Here is a 14,936-nt window from a genome sequence, read left to right on the forward strand (position 1 = left end):
GGACGGTTTGCCCGAGGGGGAATGGACCATGGCTCCCAGACTACTCCCGGAAACAGTGGATTACCCGTGGGTAGATCTGGTCGGTTGCGGGACCGGGAGGGCCACTGGTGCGCCGCAGGGCTGGCAGTTCGCTACCGTAGGAACGGACGAACCTTCCACACCACGACGTTTCAGGTGCCGCTCGGATCTGCGGCACGTCCATCAGCCAGACAGGGGACGCCCATGAACCTCCCGAACGTCCTCTACAGCTTCTATGAGCGCCGCCTGGCCTCCAGCCTCGACCGGGAGAAGCTGCCGCGGCACATCGGAGTGGTGCTGGACGGCAACCGCCGCTGGGCCAAGGCGTCCGGGGCGACGACGGCGGACGGACACCAGGCCGGCGCTGAGAAGATCCACGAGTTCCTCGGCTGGTGCGACGAGTTCGGCATCAAGGTCGTCACCCTGTACATGCTGTCCACGGACAACATGGGCCGCCCCCCGGAGGAGCTGTCCCAGCTGGTGGGGATCATCGGCAACACCCTGAAGCGACTCGGGGACGGGCTGGCCAACGGTCACCGGGTGCGGGTCCAGGCCGTCGGTGCCCCAGACCTGCTGCCGGCCGGGCTGGCCGACACCCTGGCCGACCTCCAGGCTCGGACCGCCGACGCCGAGGGCGTCCACGTGAACGTGGCCGTGGGCTACGGAGGGCGCCGGGAGATCGTGGACGCCGTCAAGGAGCTCCTGCTGGAGGCGGACGCCGCGGGCCGTTCCGCCTCTGAGGTGGCCGGTGAACTCAGCGACGAGCAGATCTCCGGCCGCCTCTACACGCGCGGACAACCGGACCCCGACCTGGTGATCCGCACCTCCGGGGAGCAGCGGTTGTCCGGGTTCCTGATGTGGCAGTCCGCCTACTCCGAGTTCTACTTCTGCGAGGCCCTCTGGCCTGACTTCCGCCGCGTGGACTTCGTCCGTGCCCTCCGGGACTTCGCCTCCCGCCAGCGGCGCTTCGGCTCCTGACGCACGACGCCGGCCCCGGCCGTGAGGGCGGTCGCCCCAGGAACGTTCGGGAAGTCCTCGGGAAATGCTGACCGGCCGGAAACCTGCTGGTCACCTCGGCAGGATGGGGTGGAACCTATGCTGCCTTGGATCTCCCGCTACGCCCTGTTGCTCTCCGGACCACGACGCACCCCGCTGTTCGATCGCCACCTGGCCTTCCTCTTGGTGGTGATCGCCGGCGCCCTCAATTCGGTGGGCTTCGTGGTGGTGGGCCTCTACACCTCGCACATGACCGGTGTGACCGCTTCGGCGGCGGACAATATCGTCACCGCGAACTGGGGCATGGTCGGCGCCGGTGTGCTGAGCATCGTGTTCTTCGTGCTCGGAGCCATGAGCTGCACCGTGCTCTTCACGTGGGGCCGGCGTCGGCGTCTGTCCAGCCGCTATGCGAACGTCCTGACCCTCGAGGGGCTGCTGATCCTGCTCATGGGGTTGTTCGCCGGCACGGTGGACGGTCCCGGGAACGAGGAGGTGCTGGTGGCACCGTTGTGTTTCACCATGGGACTGCAGAACGCCCTCATCACCAAGATCCGCGACTTTCCCGTCCGTACCACCCATGTCACCGGCATGGTCACCGATATCGCCGTGGAGCTCGGGCGGCTGGTCTACCGCAACGGTGACCAGGTCGGCGTCACGGCCGACAAGGAGAAACTGGGCGTGCTCAGTACCCTCGTCGGGCTCTTCTTCGTGGGCGGGGTCGTCGGGACCCTCGGGTACTGGTGGCTCGGGCTCAACGTCCTCATGGTCGGCGCCTGCCTCATCCTGTTGGCGTCGCTTCCGCCGGTAGTCCGCGACGCGCTGGGGCGTGGGGCGCGATTCACCCATCGGGTCCGGGTCTCGACGTGAATCGGTAGGGGTGAATCGGTAAGGGTGAATCGGTAGGGGTGACCGGTAGGAATGGCTCGCGCGGGCCGATCCGGCGCTCTCTGCAACGGTCTCTCTCGGTTCATGCAGAGTTAATCCGCCACCCGGGATTCCTGACGACATTTCCCCGGCCGGAGGCCTACGGTGGTGGTATCAGTCACCGGCGGGAGCGAACGGGCCACCTGGTTCCGCATCCGCATCCCGTGGATTGATCGGAAAGGCCAGGCCGTATGCCGTCACTCCAGACAGCACGCAGCGGGGGCCGTTCCGGCCCCGGGCCGGACCGTCCCATCCCACCCTCGATCATCGGGGCGTGCGCCCCGGTCTGGAGTCCACCGTGGAGAATCTGATCGCCGCCCCGGCCACCGTCACCCCGGCCACCCCGCAGCCTGCCGAGCGGATGAGCGTGGGTGAGAAGTCCTACCTGCTGGACACATCCGTGCTGTTGTCCGATCCCCGGGCGGTCCTGCGCTTCGCCGAACACGAGGTCATCCTGCCGATCGTGGTCATCTCCGAGCTGGAGAAGAAGAGGGATGACCCGGATCTGGGGTATTACGCACGAAAGGCACTGCGCCTGCTGGATGAACTGCGGATCGAGCATGGCACCCTGAACACCCCGATCCCCCTCGGCACGGAGGGTGGCTCTCTGCGGGTGGAGCTCAACCACATCTCCGTGGACGTGCTGCCGCACGGTTTCCGGAGCGCGGACAACGATTCCCGGATCCTCGCCGTCGCCAAGAACTTCGCGGACGAGGGCCGGGACGTCACGGTGGTGTCCAAGGACCTGCCGATGCGCGTGAAGGCCTCCGCCATGGGCCTGCAGGCCGATGAGTACCGCAATGAGCTGGTGAAGGACTCCGGCTGGTCCGGTACGGCGGAGGTCATGGCCACGGAGCAGGAGATCAGTGCCCTGTATGACAATGAGCCGGTGGCCCTGGCGGAGACCGACGGCCTGCCCGTCAACACCGGCCTGGTGATCACCTCCCCGCGGGGCTCGGCGCTGGGGCGCGTGGACCGGCACGGCAACACCCAGGTGGTGCGCGGGGATCGGGACGTCTTCGGCCTGCACGGACGGTCCGCCGAGCAGCGGCTGGCCATCGATATGCTGCTGGACCCCTCCGTCGGGATCGTCTCCCTGGGCGGCCGTGCCGGCACCGGCAAGTCGGCCCTGGCCCTGTGCGCCGGGTTGGAGGCCGTCATGGAACGCCGGGAGCACCGCAAGGTCGTGGTGTTCCGCCCGCTGTATGCCGTCGGTGGTCAGGAGCTCGGCTACCTGCCCGGCTCCGAGAACGAGAAGATGAACCCCTGGGGCCAGGCCGTGTATGACACCCTCGGCGCACTGGTCTCCACGGAGGTCCTGGATGAGGTGGTGGACCGCGGCATGCTCGAGGTCCTGCCGCTGACACACATCCGCGGCCGTTCCCTGCACGATTCCTGGGTGATCGTGGACGAGGCCCAGTCCCTGGAGAAGAACGTCCTGCTGACGGTGATGAGCCGGATGGGGCAGAACTCCAAGATCATCCTCACCCACGATGTCGCCCAGCGGGACAACCTCCGGGTGGGCCGTCATGACGGGATCGCCGCCGTGGTCGAGACCCTGAAGGGCCAGCCGCTGTTCGGTCATGTCACGCTGAACCGCTCGGAACGCTCCCCGATCGCCGCGCTCGTGACGGAGTTGCTGGAGGACGCCAGCATCTGACGCGGGTGGCGTCCGGGTCAAAGCCGGGTGGAGCGCCAATCGACGGCAACTGAAGAAGAGTTAAAGAAACAGGGGCCGCTGCACGAGTGCAGCGGCCCCTGAGGGTGAATCCGTCCGGGTCCCCGCGGAGGGGGGATGAGGGGACCGGGGATGATCCACCGCAGCCATGGCCCCTTGAAACGGGATGGAGGCCATGGAGTTCAGAGCGCTTCCACGACGGTTCACGAGTGATGAGTCGGTGTCGCACGGATGGAAGCGATTCCAGCATACCGACGTTTGACCCGGTTGCCTACCACTTTCTTGAGAATCACACCATCGACTTCTGGCCAGTCTTGACCGGGACTATCGGGCAGTCTTCTGGCCGCCCTCCGCTGGCGTCCCGGCTGTGGCACCGGCTATGGCACCAGCGCATCATTGCGGCGCTCATGCAGGTCACGGCGGGCCTGCCGGGTGTCGGCGAACGCCACCACCACACCGGCAGCAGCGCCGGCGAGGTGCCCCTGCCAGGAGACGCGCGGGTTGATCGGCAGGAAACCCCAGACGATCCCTCCGTAGAGCAGTACCACCACGACGGCGGCCGCGATCGCCGTGAATCGCCGGGACAGGATCCCGTAGGTCACCAGGAAGGCCACATAGCCGTAGACGATGACGGACGCGCCGATGTGGTTGGTCCCCATGCCGCCGATCAACCACGTGCCGACCCCGCCCACGAGCCAGACCCCGGCCGTGATCAACCACCACTTGCGGGTCAGCCAGGCGATCATGGCCCCCATCACCAGGAACGGCAGGGTGTTGGAGAGCAGGTGGCCGAAACCGGAGTGCAGCAGCGGTGCGAACAGGATGCCGGGCAGTCCCGCCGGGTCGAGCGGCTGGATCCCGAACTGGTTGAGCCGGCCGCCGAGGAACAGGTCGATGATCTCCAGTACCCACATGACCACCACGAGTCCGAGCACGGGCAGAGCGCGTTGGATCCACAGGGGGTAGGACCGCAGCTGGTCGATGACTTGGCGGCGTGACGAGGGGCGCTTCACGGGTTCGGACATGTCCACAGCCTAGTGAGCCGAACCCCGGGGTGGGCGTATGTCGTTCTAGTCTGGGAGGATGCCGACGATCCTGGCCGAGGCGGCCCATGACGGGAACTGGCTGCTGCTGGCAGCCGCCCTGGCGTCCCTGGCCGTCTTCAGCGTGTGCGCGGTCGTCCTGACCGGCACCGATCTGCGCGAGCACCGCCTGCCCAATTGGTGGACCGGCACCCTGGCCGCCGGGGCCGCCGTCACGCTCGGGCTGGCATGCCTCGTGGACGACGTCGGCTGGTCGCGTTTCTGGTCCATGCTCGGCGGAGGCGTGGCGTATCTGGGGCTGATCCTGCTCCTGCACCTGATCAGCCGCACCGGGATGGGCATGGGGGACGTGAAGCTGGCCGGCGGCCTGGGTCTGTATGCCGGGTGGCTCGGCTGGGACCATCTCTTCGGGGCCATCATCCTGGGCTTCGTGGCCGGGGGAGTGGTGGCTCTGGCGCTGGTGCTGACCCGGCGGGCCACGGGCTCCACGCATCTGCCCTTCGGGCCGGCGATGCTACTGGGCACGGCAGTTGCCCTGCTCCTCTGACCGCTTGGCCTCAACACCCGTCCTCAACGCGCTGTGGGGGGCAAAGACGACTAGTCGTCTTTGCCCCCCACGGCGGGCTGCGTCAGGAGGCCGGCGTCAAGAGGCAGGCGGCGGCCAGGGAGCCCCGGGCACAGGGACCGGAGTCCTCTGGTCCAGGGTCAGGCGGGGTGCGTCATGGACATGGTGTCCAGGGCCGAGTCCAGCTGCTCCTCGGTGACCTCGCCGCGCTCCACGTAGCCGAGATCGATGACGGCCTCGCGGACGGTCATCTTCTGGACCACGGAGTGCTTGGCGATCTTGGCGGCCGCCTCGTAGCCGATGACCTTGTTCAGCGGGGTCACGATCGAGGGGGAGGCGCCGGCGAGGAACGAGCAGCGTTCCACATTGGCCTCGATGCCGTCGATCATCTTGTCCGCCATGACGCGAGCGGTGTTGGCCAGCAGGCGGATGGACTCGAGCAGGTTCGCGGCCATCACCGGGATGCCCACGTTCAGCTCGAAGGCACCGTTGGTGGAGGACAGCGAGATGGTGGTGTCGTTGCCGATGACCTGGGCGGAGACCATGATGGCGGCCTCGCAGATCACGGGGTTGACCTTGCCCGGCATGATCGAGGAGCCCGGCTGCAGGTCCGGGATGGCGATCTCACCGAGGCCGGTGTTCGGGCCGGAGCCCATCCAGCGCAGGTCGTTGTTGATCTTCATGAACGAGTACGCGATGTTGCGCAGCTGGCCGGAGGCCTCCACGAGACCGTCACGGTTGGCCTGGGCCTCGAAGTGGTTGCGGGCCTCGGTCAGCGGCAGGCCGGTCTCCTCGGCGAGCAGCTCGATGACGCGGGCGGAGAAGCCCTTCGGGGTGTTGATGCCCGTGCCCACGGCGGTGCCGCCCAGGGGGACCTCGGCCACGCGCGGCAGGGAGGCGTCGATGCGCTCGATGCCGTAGCGGACCTGTGCCGCGTAGCCGCCGAACTCCTGGCCCAAGGTCACCGGGGTGGCGTCCATGAGGTGGGTGCGGCCGGACTTGACGACGTTCTCGAAGGCCTTGGCCTTCTTCTCCAGGGACACGGCGAGGTGGTCCAGGGCCGGCTTCAGGTCGTTGATCAGGCCCGCCGTCACGGCGACGTGCACGGAGGTCGGGAACACGTCGTTGGAGGACTGCGAGGCGTTGACATGGTCGTTCGGGTGGACCTCGGCGTCCGAGCCGGCGGCCTTCAGGGACTGAGTGGCCAGGTTGGCGAGGACCTCGTTGGTGTTCATGTTCGAGGAAGTGCCGGAACCGGTCTGGAACACGTCGATCGGGTACTGGTCGTCATGCTGGCCGGAGATGACCTCGTCCGCGGCGGCCACGATCGCGTCGCGGCGCTCCTCGTCGATCACGCCGAGCTCGGCATTGGCCTGAGCCGCGGCCTTCTTGACCTGGGCCAAGGCGTGGACGTGGGCCGGCTCCAGGGTCTTGCCGGAGATCGGGAAGTTCTCGACGGCACGCTGGGTCTGGGCGCGGTACAGGGCGTCAACCGGGACCTTGACCTCACCCATGGTGTCGTGCTCGATGCGGAACTGCTGTTCGGAAGATTGCTGCGAAGAAGTCAGATCGGTCATGGTTCCCCACTTTAGACCGTCGCGTGCTCGGTCAACCGCCCATCACGCAGGGTGACCGCCCGGTCTGCCACCGCCACGAACTCCAGATCATGGGTGACCACCACTGTCGCGGTGCCCCGGTCCCTCGTCAGGGTGGCCAGCAACTCCATGACCTCAGCGGAACGGTGCTGGTCCAGGGCCGAGGTCGGCTCATCGACCAACAGCACCGAGGGCTCGCCCATGAGCGCCCGGGCGATGTTCACCCGCTGCCGCTGGCCGCCGGAGAGCTGGTGGGGCCGCCGTCGGGCTGCCGCGGACATCCCGACGGCGGCCAGCGACTCCAGGGCCGCGTCCCGGACCGCACGGGGCCGGTGGCCACGGAGCACCCCGACCAGCTGCAATTGCTCGACGGCCGTCAGCGAGGGCATCAACTGGGGCTGCTGGAAGATCAGGCCGATCTCGTTGAGCCGCATCCGGGCCCGCTCGGCCTGGCTGGCCCCGGTGATCTCGGTCGAGCCGATGTGGACGGTGCCCGAGGTGGGGGAGACCAGCGCTCCGGCCACGGCCAGGAGGGAGGACTTGCCGGAGCCGGAGGGGCCCACGAGGGCGAGCATCTGGCCGGCCGGGACGGTGAGGTCCACGGAGTCGAGCGCGTTGAGGGTGCCGTTCTCGCCGTCGGGGTAGGTCAGGGTGACGTTGGACAGGTGCAGCATGGGAGGTTCCTTCGAAGTGGGGCTTGGGTAGGGGTCTCGGGCAGTGCTCAGCTGCCGCCGAGGGCGACGAGCGGGTCCACCCGGCACGTGCGCCAGACGGCCGCCACCGAGGCCACCATCCCGAGCGCCACGGTGATCAGCACCGGGATGGCGACGGCGGCCGCATCCACCTGGACCGGGACCGCGCCGGAGGCCAGCGAGATCCCGCCCAGGCCCAGGGCGCCGCCGAGGGCGGCCCCGGCCAGCAGCACGATCCCGGCCTGGGTGAGAGCGTCGATGACGACCCACCCGGTGGTGGCGCCCAACGCCTTGAGCACGGCGATGTCCCGGGTGCGCTGGAGGGTGAACACGGCCATGAAGGCGGCGATCACCAGGGCGGAGATGCCGTAGAGGAACGCCTGCATCATGACGAGCGAACCGTTCTCCGAGGAGTAGGCCGGCAGGGCGCCCAGGGCGCCGTCCACGTCCGTGGCCACCGTGATGGTCTCGGCGGCCGCGGCCGGCTGGTGGCCGGCGTCGGGCTCCGTTCCGGCGACCAGCACCGAGGCGGTTCCTTCGGGAGCATGCGTGAGGTTGGCCCACGTCTCCAGGGGCAGGTAGAGCACCGGGGTGTGGGAGTACCAGCTGTCCTCGATGGTCTGGGCGATGGGAACGGCCTGTCCGTTGATGGACACCTCGTCCCCGGCGGAGACACCGAGCTGCTCGGCTGCGGTCCTGCTGATCAGGGCCCCGTCCTCGAGGGAGTCGCCGGTGCTGTCGGCGCCGGTTGCGGCGCCCGAGGACCCCGGGACCAGGCGGGAGCCGGGTTCCAGCCCCATCAGGGTCACAGCGGTCACGGCACTGCCGGAATCGGCACGGGCCTGGCCCACGCCCACCGGCTCGGCCCACTCGACCTGGGTGTCCTGGCGCCAGCCCTCGAGCTGGTCGGTGGTGACGGAGGAGGCCGTGAAGTCCGTCTCCACGTCGTCCAGGGCCGAGGCATGGGCGGCACCGAAGGCCACCGTGACCTCGGTGGAATCGATGGCAGCGTCATCCCACGCCGAGACGGCGGAGATGTTCTGGTGGGCCAGCCCGTTGGTCAGCGCGGTGAGGAAGACCAGCAACAGGCTGATCAGGCCCACCACGGTACCCATCAGGGTGAAGCGGCCCGCGGAGAAGCGGACGTCCCTCAGGGACAGGAACGTTGGAGAGGACACGGGAGGGGCTCCTTGGAGTGGAACGGTGGATGGATGGCCGGTGTGGCTGATATCCAGCCTTCCGTCCCGGACGGCAGCGCACATCGACCACCCGGCCACTGATGGGTCAACCCTTCGGTTGATTCGGGGGCATCCGCCGCCGCCGGGACCGGGCTACCCTGCACCCATGGGTTCCGAGCGCATGACACCACCGGCCAGGAGACTCGTCCGTCCCCTGCCTGGCCCCTCGGAGGACACCCGCATCCCGGCACTGCTCGGAGGCATGCGCGTCATCCTGCACGTCACCGTGGCGGGACTGCTGGCCATCGGCCTGGTCCGGTCACTGATTCCCGCGATCCGCTCGGGAGAGCACGGCCTGGTGTGGCAGATCGTCTCCCTCGCCGCGGTGTTCGCGCTCATCTACCTCGCCGGGACCGTGGTGGAGAAGCGGCGCAGCGACCGCAGTTCACTCAGCGACAGTTCACTCAGCGACCGCAGATCTCTGGGAGACCGCGGCGATCCGGCCGCGGGGCGCCCCGGCGCGCAGACCGGGGGACAGCCTGCACTGCGGGCCGAGGGACAGATCGTCGTGCGGGCCCAGCTGGCCTGGCTGACCGCCGTCACCCTCACCTGGCTGGGCCTGATGGCGGTGCACGTGGACTTCGCCTGGCTCGCGTTCCCGCTGTTCTTCCTCCACCTGCACGTGGTGGGGTCACGGTCCGTGCCGGTCGCGATCACCCTGGTGGTCCTGCTGACGGTGACGGTGTTCCTGGGGTTCTGGTGGCATGAGGGCAGGCTCGGCATCGGAGCGGTGGTGGGGCCCGTCATCGGGGCAGTGGTGGCCGTGGCCATGTCCGCCGCCTACTCGCTGTTCTATGCCGAGGCCCGCACCCAACGGCGCATCGCGGCCGAGCTGCAGGCCACCCGCGACCACCTGGCCCGTTCCGAACGCCATGCCGGGGCCATGCGTGAACGGGAACGCTGGGCCCAGGACCTGCATGACACCCTGGCGCAGGGCCTGGCTTCCGTGGTGTTGCTGTCCCGCGCCGCCCAGGAGCAGCATCCCGCCGAACCCCTGGCCGGACAACTGCAGCAGATCGAACGCTCCGCCGTGGAGAACCTGGCCCAGGCCCGTGCCCTCGTGGAGCAACGCGGTCCCGGCGCGGGCCTGACCGCCGAGCTGGTGGCCGCCTGCCGGGCCACCCAGGACACGGCGCGGTCGGCAGGCTCGGACCTTGCGGTCGAGTTCCATGGGCCCGACGCCGGCCCGGACGGCGAGGCCGGCGATCCGCCCATGGGTGCCGAGGCGGCGACCATCGTGCTGCGGGTGGCCCAGTCCGCGCTGGCCAATGTGCTGCAGCATGCGCGGGCGAGTCGCTGCGTGGTCACCTTCGCGGTGCACCGGGACGAGGTGACCCTGGACGTGTTCGACGACGGCGCGGGCCGTGGCGATCGGCCCGAGGGCTTCGGGATCACCACCATGCGGCAGCGGGCGAACACGGCCGCGGGTACCCTGACCGTCGAGGATGCCTTTGCGCCCCGCAGCGGGGACGGGGCCACCGGAACGGTGGTGGCCCTCAGCGTGCCGCGGTGGGGAGGACGGTCATGACGGGCATGACAGGTCATGGGAGGCAGCGGGACGAACCGATCCGCATCCTGCTCGTGGACGACCACCCGGTGGTGCGGGCCGGATTGCGCGCCGTGCTGGAATCGGCGGACCGCCTGGAGGTGGTGGCGGAGGCGTCCACGGCCGCCGAGGCGCTGGCCGCCGTGGACCGGCTGATCTCCCACGATGACGGTCCGGACGTGGTCGTGATGGACATCGAGCTGGGGGAGGGGCCCACCGGGATCGAGGCCACCGAGAGCCTGGGACGGAGTCACCCGGAGCTTCCCGTGCTCATCGTCTCCACCTACGGCGCGGTCTCCGATGTCCAGGCCGCGCTGGCCGCCGGGGCGCTGGGCTACCTGCTGAAGGACGCCTCTCCCGATCAGCTGCGCGACGCCGTGGTGAAGGCCGCCGCGGGGACCTGGATCCTCCCCGCCGACCTGGCCCGGCGTGCCCTGGGCAGCGGGGGCGGGCAGGAGCCGGCGCTGAGCCCGCGAGAGATCGACATCCTCGAACAGCTGGCGCTCGGCCGGACCAACCAGCAGATCGCGGCGGGGCTGTTCATCTCCCAGGCCACCGTCAAGACCCACCTGAACCACATCTTCGGCAAGCTCGGGGTGGGCAATCGCACCGAGGCGGTCACGGCGGCCCGGGCCCGGCGCCTCATCCGCGGTTGAGGTGCCGGGCTCCGACGGAGGCTGTTCTGGCCGCGGCCGGAGATCAGGCTTTGGCCAGTAGACGCTGGACGCGAGGTTTGACCTCGGTGGCCAGGAGGGTGAGGGACTCCAGGAAGTGCTCCTGGGGCAGGCCGCCGATGTCCATCTGAAGGAAGTGGCGCATATGGCCCATGTACCCGTGCAGGTGGACGATGCGTTCTGCGACGTCGTCCGGGTCGCCGACGTAGTACGCCCCGGGGGCTTCGGCCTGGGCGAGGTAGGCGTCCTTGTCCGGGGCCGGCCAGCCGCGCAACCGGCCCATCTCGACGTTGAGGTTGTACCACCCCGGGTACATCCGTTCGAGGGCCTCCTTCTTGGTGGGCGCCACCAGGCCCAGGGCCGCCACGGAGACCTTGATGTCCTGACCGGTATGGCCGGCCTGGGCGGCGGAGCGGCGGTAGAGATCGGCCAGGGGGGCGAAGCGGTGGGGTGCTCCGCCGATGATGCCGTAGGAGACGGGCAGGCCGAGCTGGCCGGCGCGGGCGGAGGAGCCGGCGTTGCCGCCGGTGGCCAGCCAGATCGGCATCCTGCCGTGGACCGGCCGGGGCACCACGGCCAGGCCTGGGATGCTGGGACGACGCTTGCCCTGCCAGGTCACCTCGTCGGAGTCCGCGTTGTTAATGGTCATGAGCAGGTCGAGTTTGTTGGCGTAGAGCTCGTCGTAGTCGGCCAGGTCGTGGCCGAACAGGGGGAAGGTCTCCACGGAGGAGCCCCGGCCGGCGGTGATCTCGATCCGGCCGCCGCCGGAGACCGCATCCGCGATGGCGAACTGCTGGTAGATCCGCACCGGGTCGTCGGTGGAGATGATGCTGGCGGCGCTGCCCAGGGTGATCTGCTGGGTGGCGGCGGCCGCGGCGGCGATCACGGCGCCGGGGGAGGAGGCGGGCATGGACACGGTGTGGTGCTCGCCGACCCCGAAGTAGTCCAGACCGACAGCATCGGCGTGGACGATGGCCGCGTGGAGGTTGCTGATGGCCTCCGCGGTGGCCCGGGAGGAGCCATCGGGGTTCAAGGGGGTGTCGCCGAAGCTGTAGGCGCCGATTTCCATGGGTGGTGTTCCTCGCTGTTGTCAGAAGTGGTGGTCAGTGGACGGAATGGCCGGCCCGATCAGTGGAAGGCTGGGGCGGGCGCTGCCGCGAGCAACGCGTGGAGCACCGGGGCAGTATGGGATCCGTTGAAGATCTCGGTGCCGGGTTGATAGGCCCGTCCGGCTGCCAGCGGTCCGGCGTCAACCGGGTCATAGCCGAGGCGGTCGATGAATCCGGCGACCAATGCCTTGGAGTCGTCGTGTTCCCCAGCTAGGGCTAGGGCGCGGCGGTCCGCTGCTCCGGCTGGCTGGCAGTCTTCTTCGAGTTCGTGGTAGCCGATGTGGTTCAGCGACTTCACCAGCCTGGCCCCGACCAGGAACTCCTGGATGATCTCGCTGCTGGTGCGGGGGTCATGTTCAAAGTCGTCGATCTCGCCGTCCGTGGGGGCCCAGTAGTTCATCACGTCGATGACGGCCTTGCCTGCCAGTAGACCCGGATCCAGGGTGCGGTACTTGTGCAGGGGCACGGCGAGGATGACCAGGTCCGCGGTGGCCGCCTCGGCGGCGTCCACGGCTTGGGCGCCGGGGGTGACGATCTCCACGATCAGCTCGATCTCGGCGGCGGGCTTGGCGGTGGCGATCTTCACCTCATATCCGGTCGTCAGGGCCTGGCGGGCCACGGCAGTGCCGACCCGGCCCGCTCCGAGGACGCCGATGGTCTGCAGGGGTGTGGTGGTGGCGCTCATGCGGGAGCTCCTTCAGGGGTTGAGGGGGTGGAAGCCATGGCGGTGCCGAGCTCGGCGTCGACGAGGGGTTTGACCCGGGTGCCGAGTAGTTCGATGGAATGCAACAGGTCCCTGTGGGGGACGTGGCCGTAATCCATCTCCAGGATCTGGCGGTCGTGGCCCATCACCCGGTGCAGGTCGATGATGCGTTCGGCGATCTCCTCCGGATGGCCGACGAACAGGGCCCCGCGTCCGGTGGCAGTGCGCTCATAGCGGTCCCTGCTCATCATGGGGAATCCGCGCTGCGCGGAGATCATCTCCATCCGCGTCGCCCAGTGCCCCCACCACGCGTCCCTAGTCTTCTGCCCGTCCTCGCCGACGAATCCAGGATTGGCGATGCCCACCCGAATATTCTCGGCAGGGGTGTTCGACTGGGCCGCCGCCTGCCGGTAGAGATCGGCCAATGGGGCGAACGTCGCAGGCTCACCGCCGATGATCCCGTAGACCACCGGCAGGCCACGACGGCCCGCCCGCACCGAAGAGCCAGGGCTGCCCCCGGTGCCCAGCCACAGTCTGAGTTGGCCGTTCTCCGGGCGGGGGACGACGAGGGCATCCTGTAGCGCCGGCCGGTACCGACCGGACCAGGTCACGGTTTCCTGCTGATTGAGTAGTTGCAGCAGATCAAGCTTCTCCGCGTAGAGCTGGTCGTAGTCGGCCAGCTCGAACCCGAACAGCGGGTAGGGCTCCTTGGAGGACCCGCGGTCGGCGGTGATTTCGGCCCGGCCGTTCGACAGCGCGTCCACGGTGGCGAACTGCTGGAACACCCGCACCGGGTCATCGGTGGAGAGCACGGTGACCGAACTGCCCAGACGGATCTGCTGCGTCACCGTGGCCGCCCCGGCCAGCACGACGGCCGCAGCCGAGGCCGGCATCTCCCGGGTGTGGTGTTCACCGACTCCGAAGTAGTCCAGGCCCACCTCGTCCGCGATCCGGATGGCCTCGACCAGATTCCGCATGGCCTCCGCAGTTGACCCCAACCGCCCCGTCGCCGGGTCCTTCTGTACGTCGCCAAAGCTGTAGACACCTAGCTCCATGACCAACTTCCCGTCTCCAAAGTATGTTGCTAAACAGATCATATGTTGAGCAGAACATCTGTGCAACCTCGTGCTTTGGAGTACCATGGCGTTATGGCTGCAGGTAACAGGACCGTCGACACGACCACGATCAGCGCGCCGCCCGGAGATCTGGGCTGGCACCTGGGGATGGTGCTGCGCGGCTACCAGTCCCGCTTCGAGGAGGCGGTCGAGGGAATGCCGGGAGGAATCCGCGGCTTCCAGATCCTCTCTGCGGTGATCCACCGCGACCCCGCGAACCAGCAGGCACTTGGCGCACACCTGGGCATTGACCGCACCGTGCTGACCTACCTGCTCGACGACCTAGAACAGGACGGGGTCGTCGAACGAGTCCCGGCCCCCTCCGACCGCCGGGCCCGCAAGGTCGTGCCCACCGACCATGGACGCGAACTGCTCGCCCGGTACGAACAACGCGTCGGCGCAGCTGAGTCCACCCTGTTGGCCGGACTCATGCCCGAGGAGGCGAAGAGCCTCGTCAGCCTCGTCGGACGCCTGGCCATGGACGTCCACCGTGCTCAACCCGGCTCCAACCCCTGCGAGGCCATGGACCACCTGCCGTGACGCCTGGCGTCGCTACCGTTCCTGCCGGTAGGCCTGGGCCTGGGTGGCGTACCAGTCGAGGACGGTGGCGTCTTCTGCGGTTCCGCGGTTGAGGGTTTCGGGTCCGGCGCCTTGGAAGAGTTTCTTGATGGGGATTTCCATGAGTTTGCCGGTGCGGGTCTTGGGGACGGCGGGGGCCTCGATGATCTCGTCCGGGACGTAGCGTGGTGAGACCTGGGTGCGGATGGCGTCCACGATCGCCTGGCGCATGGTCTCGTCCACGGTATGCCCTGTGATCGGCACCACGAACAGCGGCATGTAGTAGTCGCCGCCGGAGAGCTCGGCGCCGATGACCATGGAGGCGGCCACCCCGTCCACGCGGTCCACGGCTTGGGTGATGTCGGCGGATCCCATGCGGATGCCGCCGCGGTTGATGGTGGAGTCGGAGCGTCCGTGGATGATGAACTGGCCGCCGTCCAGCTCGGTGACCCAGTCCCCGTGCCGCCACACGCCGGGGAAGT

At 68.7% G+C, this 14,936-nt stretch carries 15 protein-coding genes; 7 read left to right on the forward strand and 8 right to left on the reverse strand.

The features are described from left to right. The first annotated feature begins 222 nt into the window (after positions 1-222). From ACFFIO_RS08085 to phoH2, 3 genes are all read left to right on the forward strand, one after another. Positions 223-996, forward strand: a complete 774-nt coding sequence (locus ACFFIO_RS08085) for an isoprenyl transferase (protein WP_378041069.1) — start codon at positions 223-225, stop codon at positions 994-996. A gap of 117 nt (positions 997-1,113) precedes the next feature. Continuing rightward, positions 1,114-1,881 carry a YoaK family protein gene (locus ACFFIO_RS08090; protein WP_378041070.1) on the forward strand — a complete coding sequence of 256 codons (768 nt, stop codon included), beginning with the start codon at positions 1,114-1,116 and terminating at the stop codon, positions 1,879-1,881. Positions 1,882-2,299: 418 nt separating this feature from the next. Then, positions 2,300-3,598 carry an RNA 5'-3' helicase PhoH2 gene (gene phoH2 / locus ACFFIO_RS08095; protein WP_378041093.1) on the forward strand — a complete coding sequence of 433 codons (1,299 nt, stop codon included), beginning with the start codon at positions 2,300-2,302 and terminating at the stop codon, positions 3,596-3,598. 395 nt (positions 3,599-3,993) lie between these two features. Here the strand turns inward: phoH2 and ACFFIO_RS08100 are convergent, their stop codons facing one another. Then, positions 3,994-4,641, reverse strand: a complete 648-nt coding sequence (locus ACFFIO_RS08100; RefSeq protein ID WP_378041071.1) for a rhomboid family intramembrane serine protease — start codon at positions 4,639-4,641, stop codon at positions 3,994-3,996. 58 nt (positions 4,642-4,699) lie between these two features. Between ACFFIO_RS08100 and ACFFIO_RS08105 the strand changes: the two genes are divergently transcribed. Continuing rightward, complete coding sequence (locus ACFFIO_RS08105) at positions 4,700-5,206, forward strand: prepilin peptidase (protein ID WP_378041072.1); 507 nt, start codon at positions 4,700-4,702, stop codon at positions 5,204-5,206. 158 nt (positions 5,207-5,364) lie between these two features. Here ACFFIO_RS08105 and ACFFIO_RS08110 read toward each other — a convergent pair whose 3' ends face one another. The 3 genes from ACFFIO_RS08110 to ACFFIO_RS08120 are packed head-to-tail and all read right to left on the reverse strand — an operon-like array spanning position 5,365 to position 8,689. Beyond that, positions 5,365-6,801 carry a class II fumarate hydratase gene (locus tag ACFFIO_RS08110; protein WP_378041073.1) on the reverse strand — a complete coding sequence of 479 codons (1,437 nt, stop codon included), beginning with the start codon at positions 6,799-6,801 and terminating at the stop codon, positions 5,365-5,367. 11 nt (positions 6,802-6,812) lie between these two features. Beyond that, a complete protein-coding gene (locus ACFFIO_RS08115; RefSeq protein ID WP_378041074.1) occupies positions 6,813-7,493 on the reverse strand; it encodes an ABC transporter ATP-binding protein in 681 nt (226 codons plus the stop codon). A gap of 47 nt (positions 7,494-7,540) precedes the next feature. After that, positions 7,541-8,689: an ABC transporter permease gene (locus ACFFIO_RS08120; RefSeq protein ID WP_378041075.1), complete on the reverse strand. Its 1,149-nt coding sequence runs from the start codon at positions 8,687-8,689 to the stop codon at positions 7,541-7,543. A 166-nt stretch (positions 8,690-8,855) separates the two neighbouring features. On the opposite strand from ACFFIO_RS08120, the gene ACFFIO_RS08125 reads away from it, so the two are divergent. Both ACFFIO_RS08125 and ACFFIO_RS08130 read left to right on the forward strand, forming a co-directional pair. After that, complete coding sequence (locus ACFFIO_RS08125) at positions 8,856-10,277, forward strand: sensor histidine kinase (protein ID WP_378041076.1); 1,422 nt, start codon at positions 8,856-8,858, stop codon at positions 10,275-10,277. Continuing rightward, positions 10,274-10,951, forward strand: a complete 678-nt coding sequence (locus tag ACFFIO_RS08130) for a response regulator transcription factor (RefSeq protein WP_378041077.1) — start codon at positions 10,274-10,276, stop codon at positions 10,949-10,951. The genes ACFFIO_RS08125 and ACFFIO_RS08130 overlap by 4 nt, the downstream gene beginning before the upstream one ends. A 43-nt stretch (positions 10,952-10,994) precedes the next feature. On the opposite strand, the gene ACFFIO_RS08135 is transcribed toward ACFFIO_RS08130, so the two are convergent. The 3 genes from ACFFIO_RS08135 to ACFFIO_RS08145 are packed head-to-tail and all read right to left on the reverse strand — an operon-like array spanning position 10,995 to position 13,878. Next, entirely contained in the window at positions 10,995-12,038 is a 1,044-nt protein-coding gene (locus ACFFIO_RS08135) for an LLM class flavin-dependent oxidoreductase (protein WP_378041078.1), read from the reverse strand. A gap of 59 nt (positions 12,039-12,097) precedes the next feature. Beyond that, on the reverse strand, positions 12,098-12,763 hold the full coding sequence (locus ACFFIO_RS08140; protein WP_378041079.1) for an NADPH-dependent F420 reductase: 666 nt from the start codon (positions 12,761-12,763) through the stop codon (positions 12,098-12,100). After that, complete coding sequence (locus ACFFIO_RS08145) at positions 12,760-13,878, reverse strand: LLM class flavin-dependent oxidoreductase (RefSeq protein ID WP_378041080.1); 1,119 nt, start codon at positions 13,876-13,878, stop codon at positions 12,760-12,762. The genes ACFFIO_RS08140 and ACFFIO_RS08145 overlap by 4 nt, the downstream gene beginning before the upstream one ends. A gap of 51 nt (positions 13,879-13,929) precedes the next feature. Between ACFFIO_RS08145 and ACFFIO_RS08150 the strand changes: the two genes are divergently transcribed. Beyond that, positions 13,930-14,436 carry a MarR family winged helix-turn-helix transcriptional regulator gene (locus tag ACFFIO_RS08150; RefSeq protein WP_378041081.1) on the forward strand — a complete coding sequence of 169 codons (507 nt, stop codon included), beginning with the start codon at positions 13,930-13,932 and terminating at the stop codon, positions 14,434-14,436. A gap of 12 nt (positions 14,437-14,448) precedes the next feature. Here ACFFIO_RS08150 and ACFFIO_RS08155 read toward each other — a convergent pair. Next, the coding region (locus ACFFIO_RS08155; RefSeq protein WP_446681840.1) for an AMP-binding enzyme at positions 14,449-14,936 on the reverse strand (488 nt) is incomplete at its 5' end.

The sequence above is a fragment of the Citricoccus parietis genome (genome assembly GCF_042433045.1).
Taxonomy (GTDB): domain Bacteria; phylum Actinomycetota; class Actinomycetes; order Actinomycetales; family Micrococcaceae; genus Citricoccus; species Citricoccus parietis.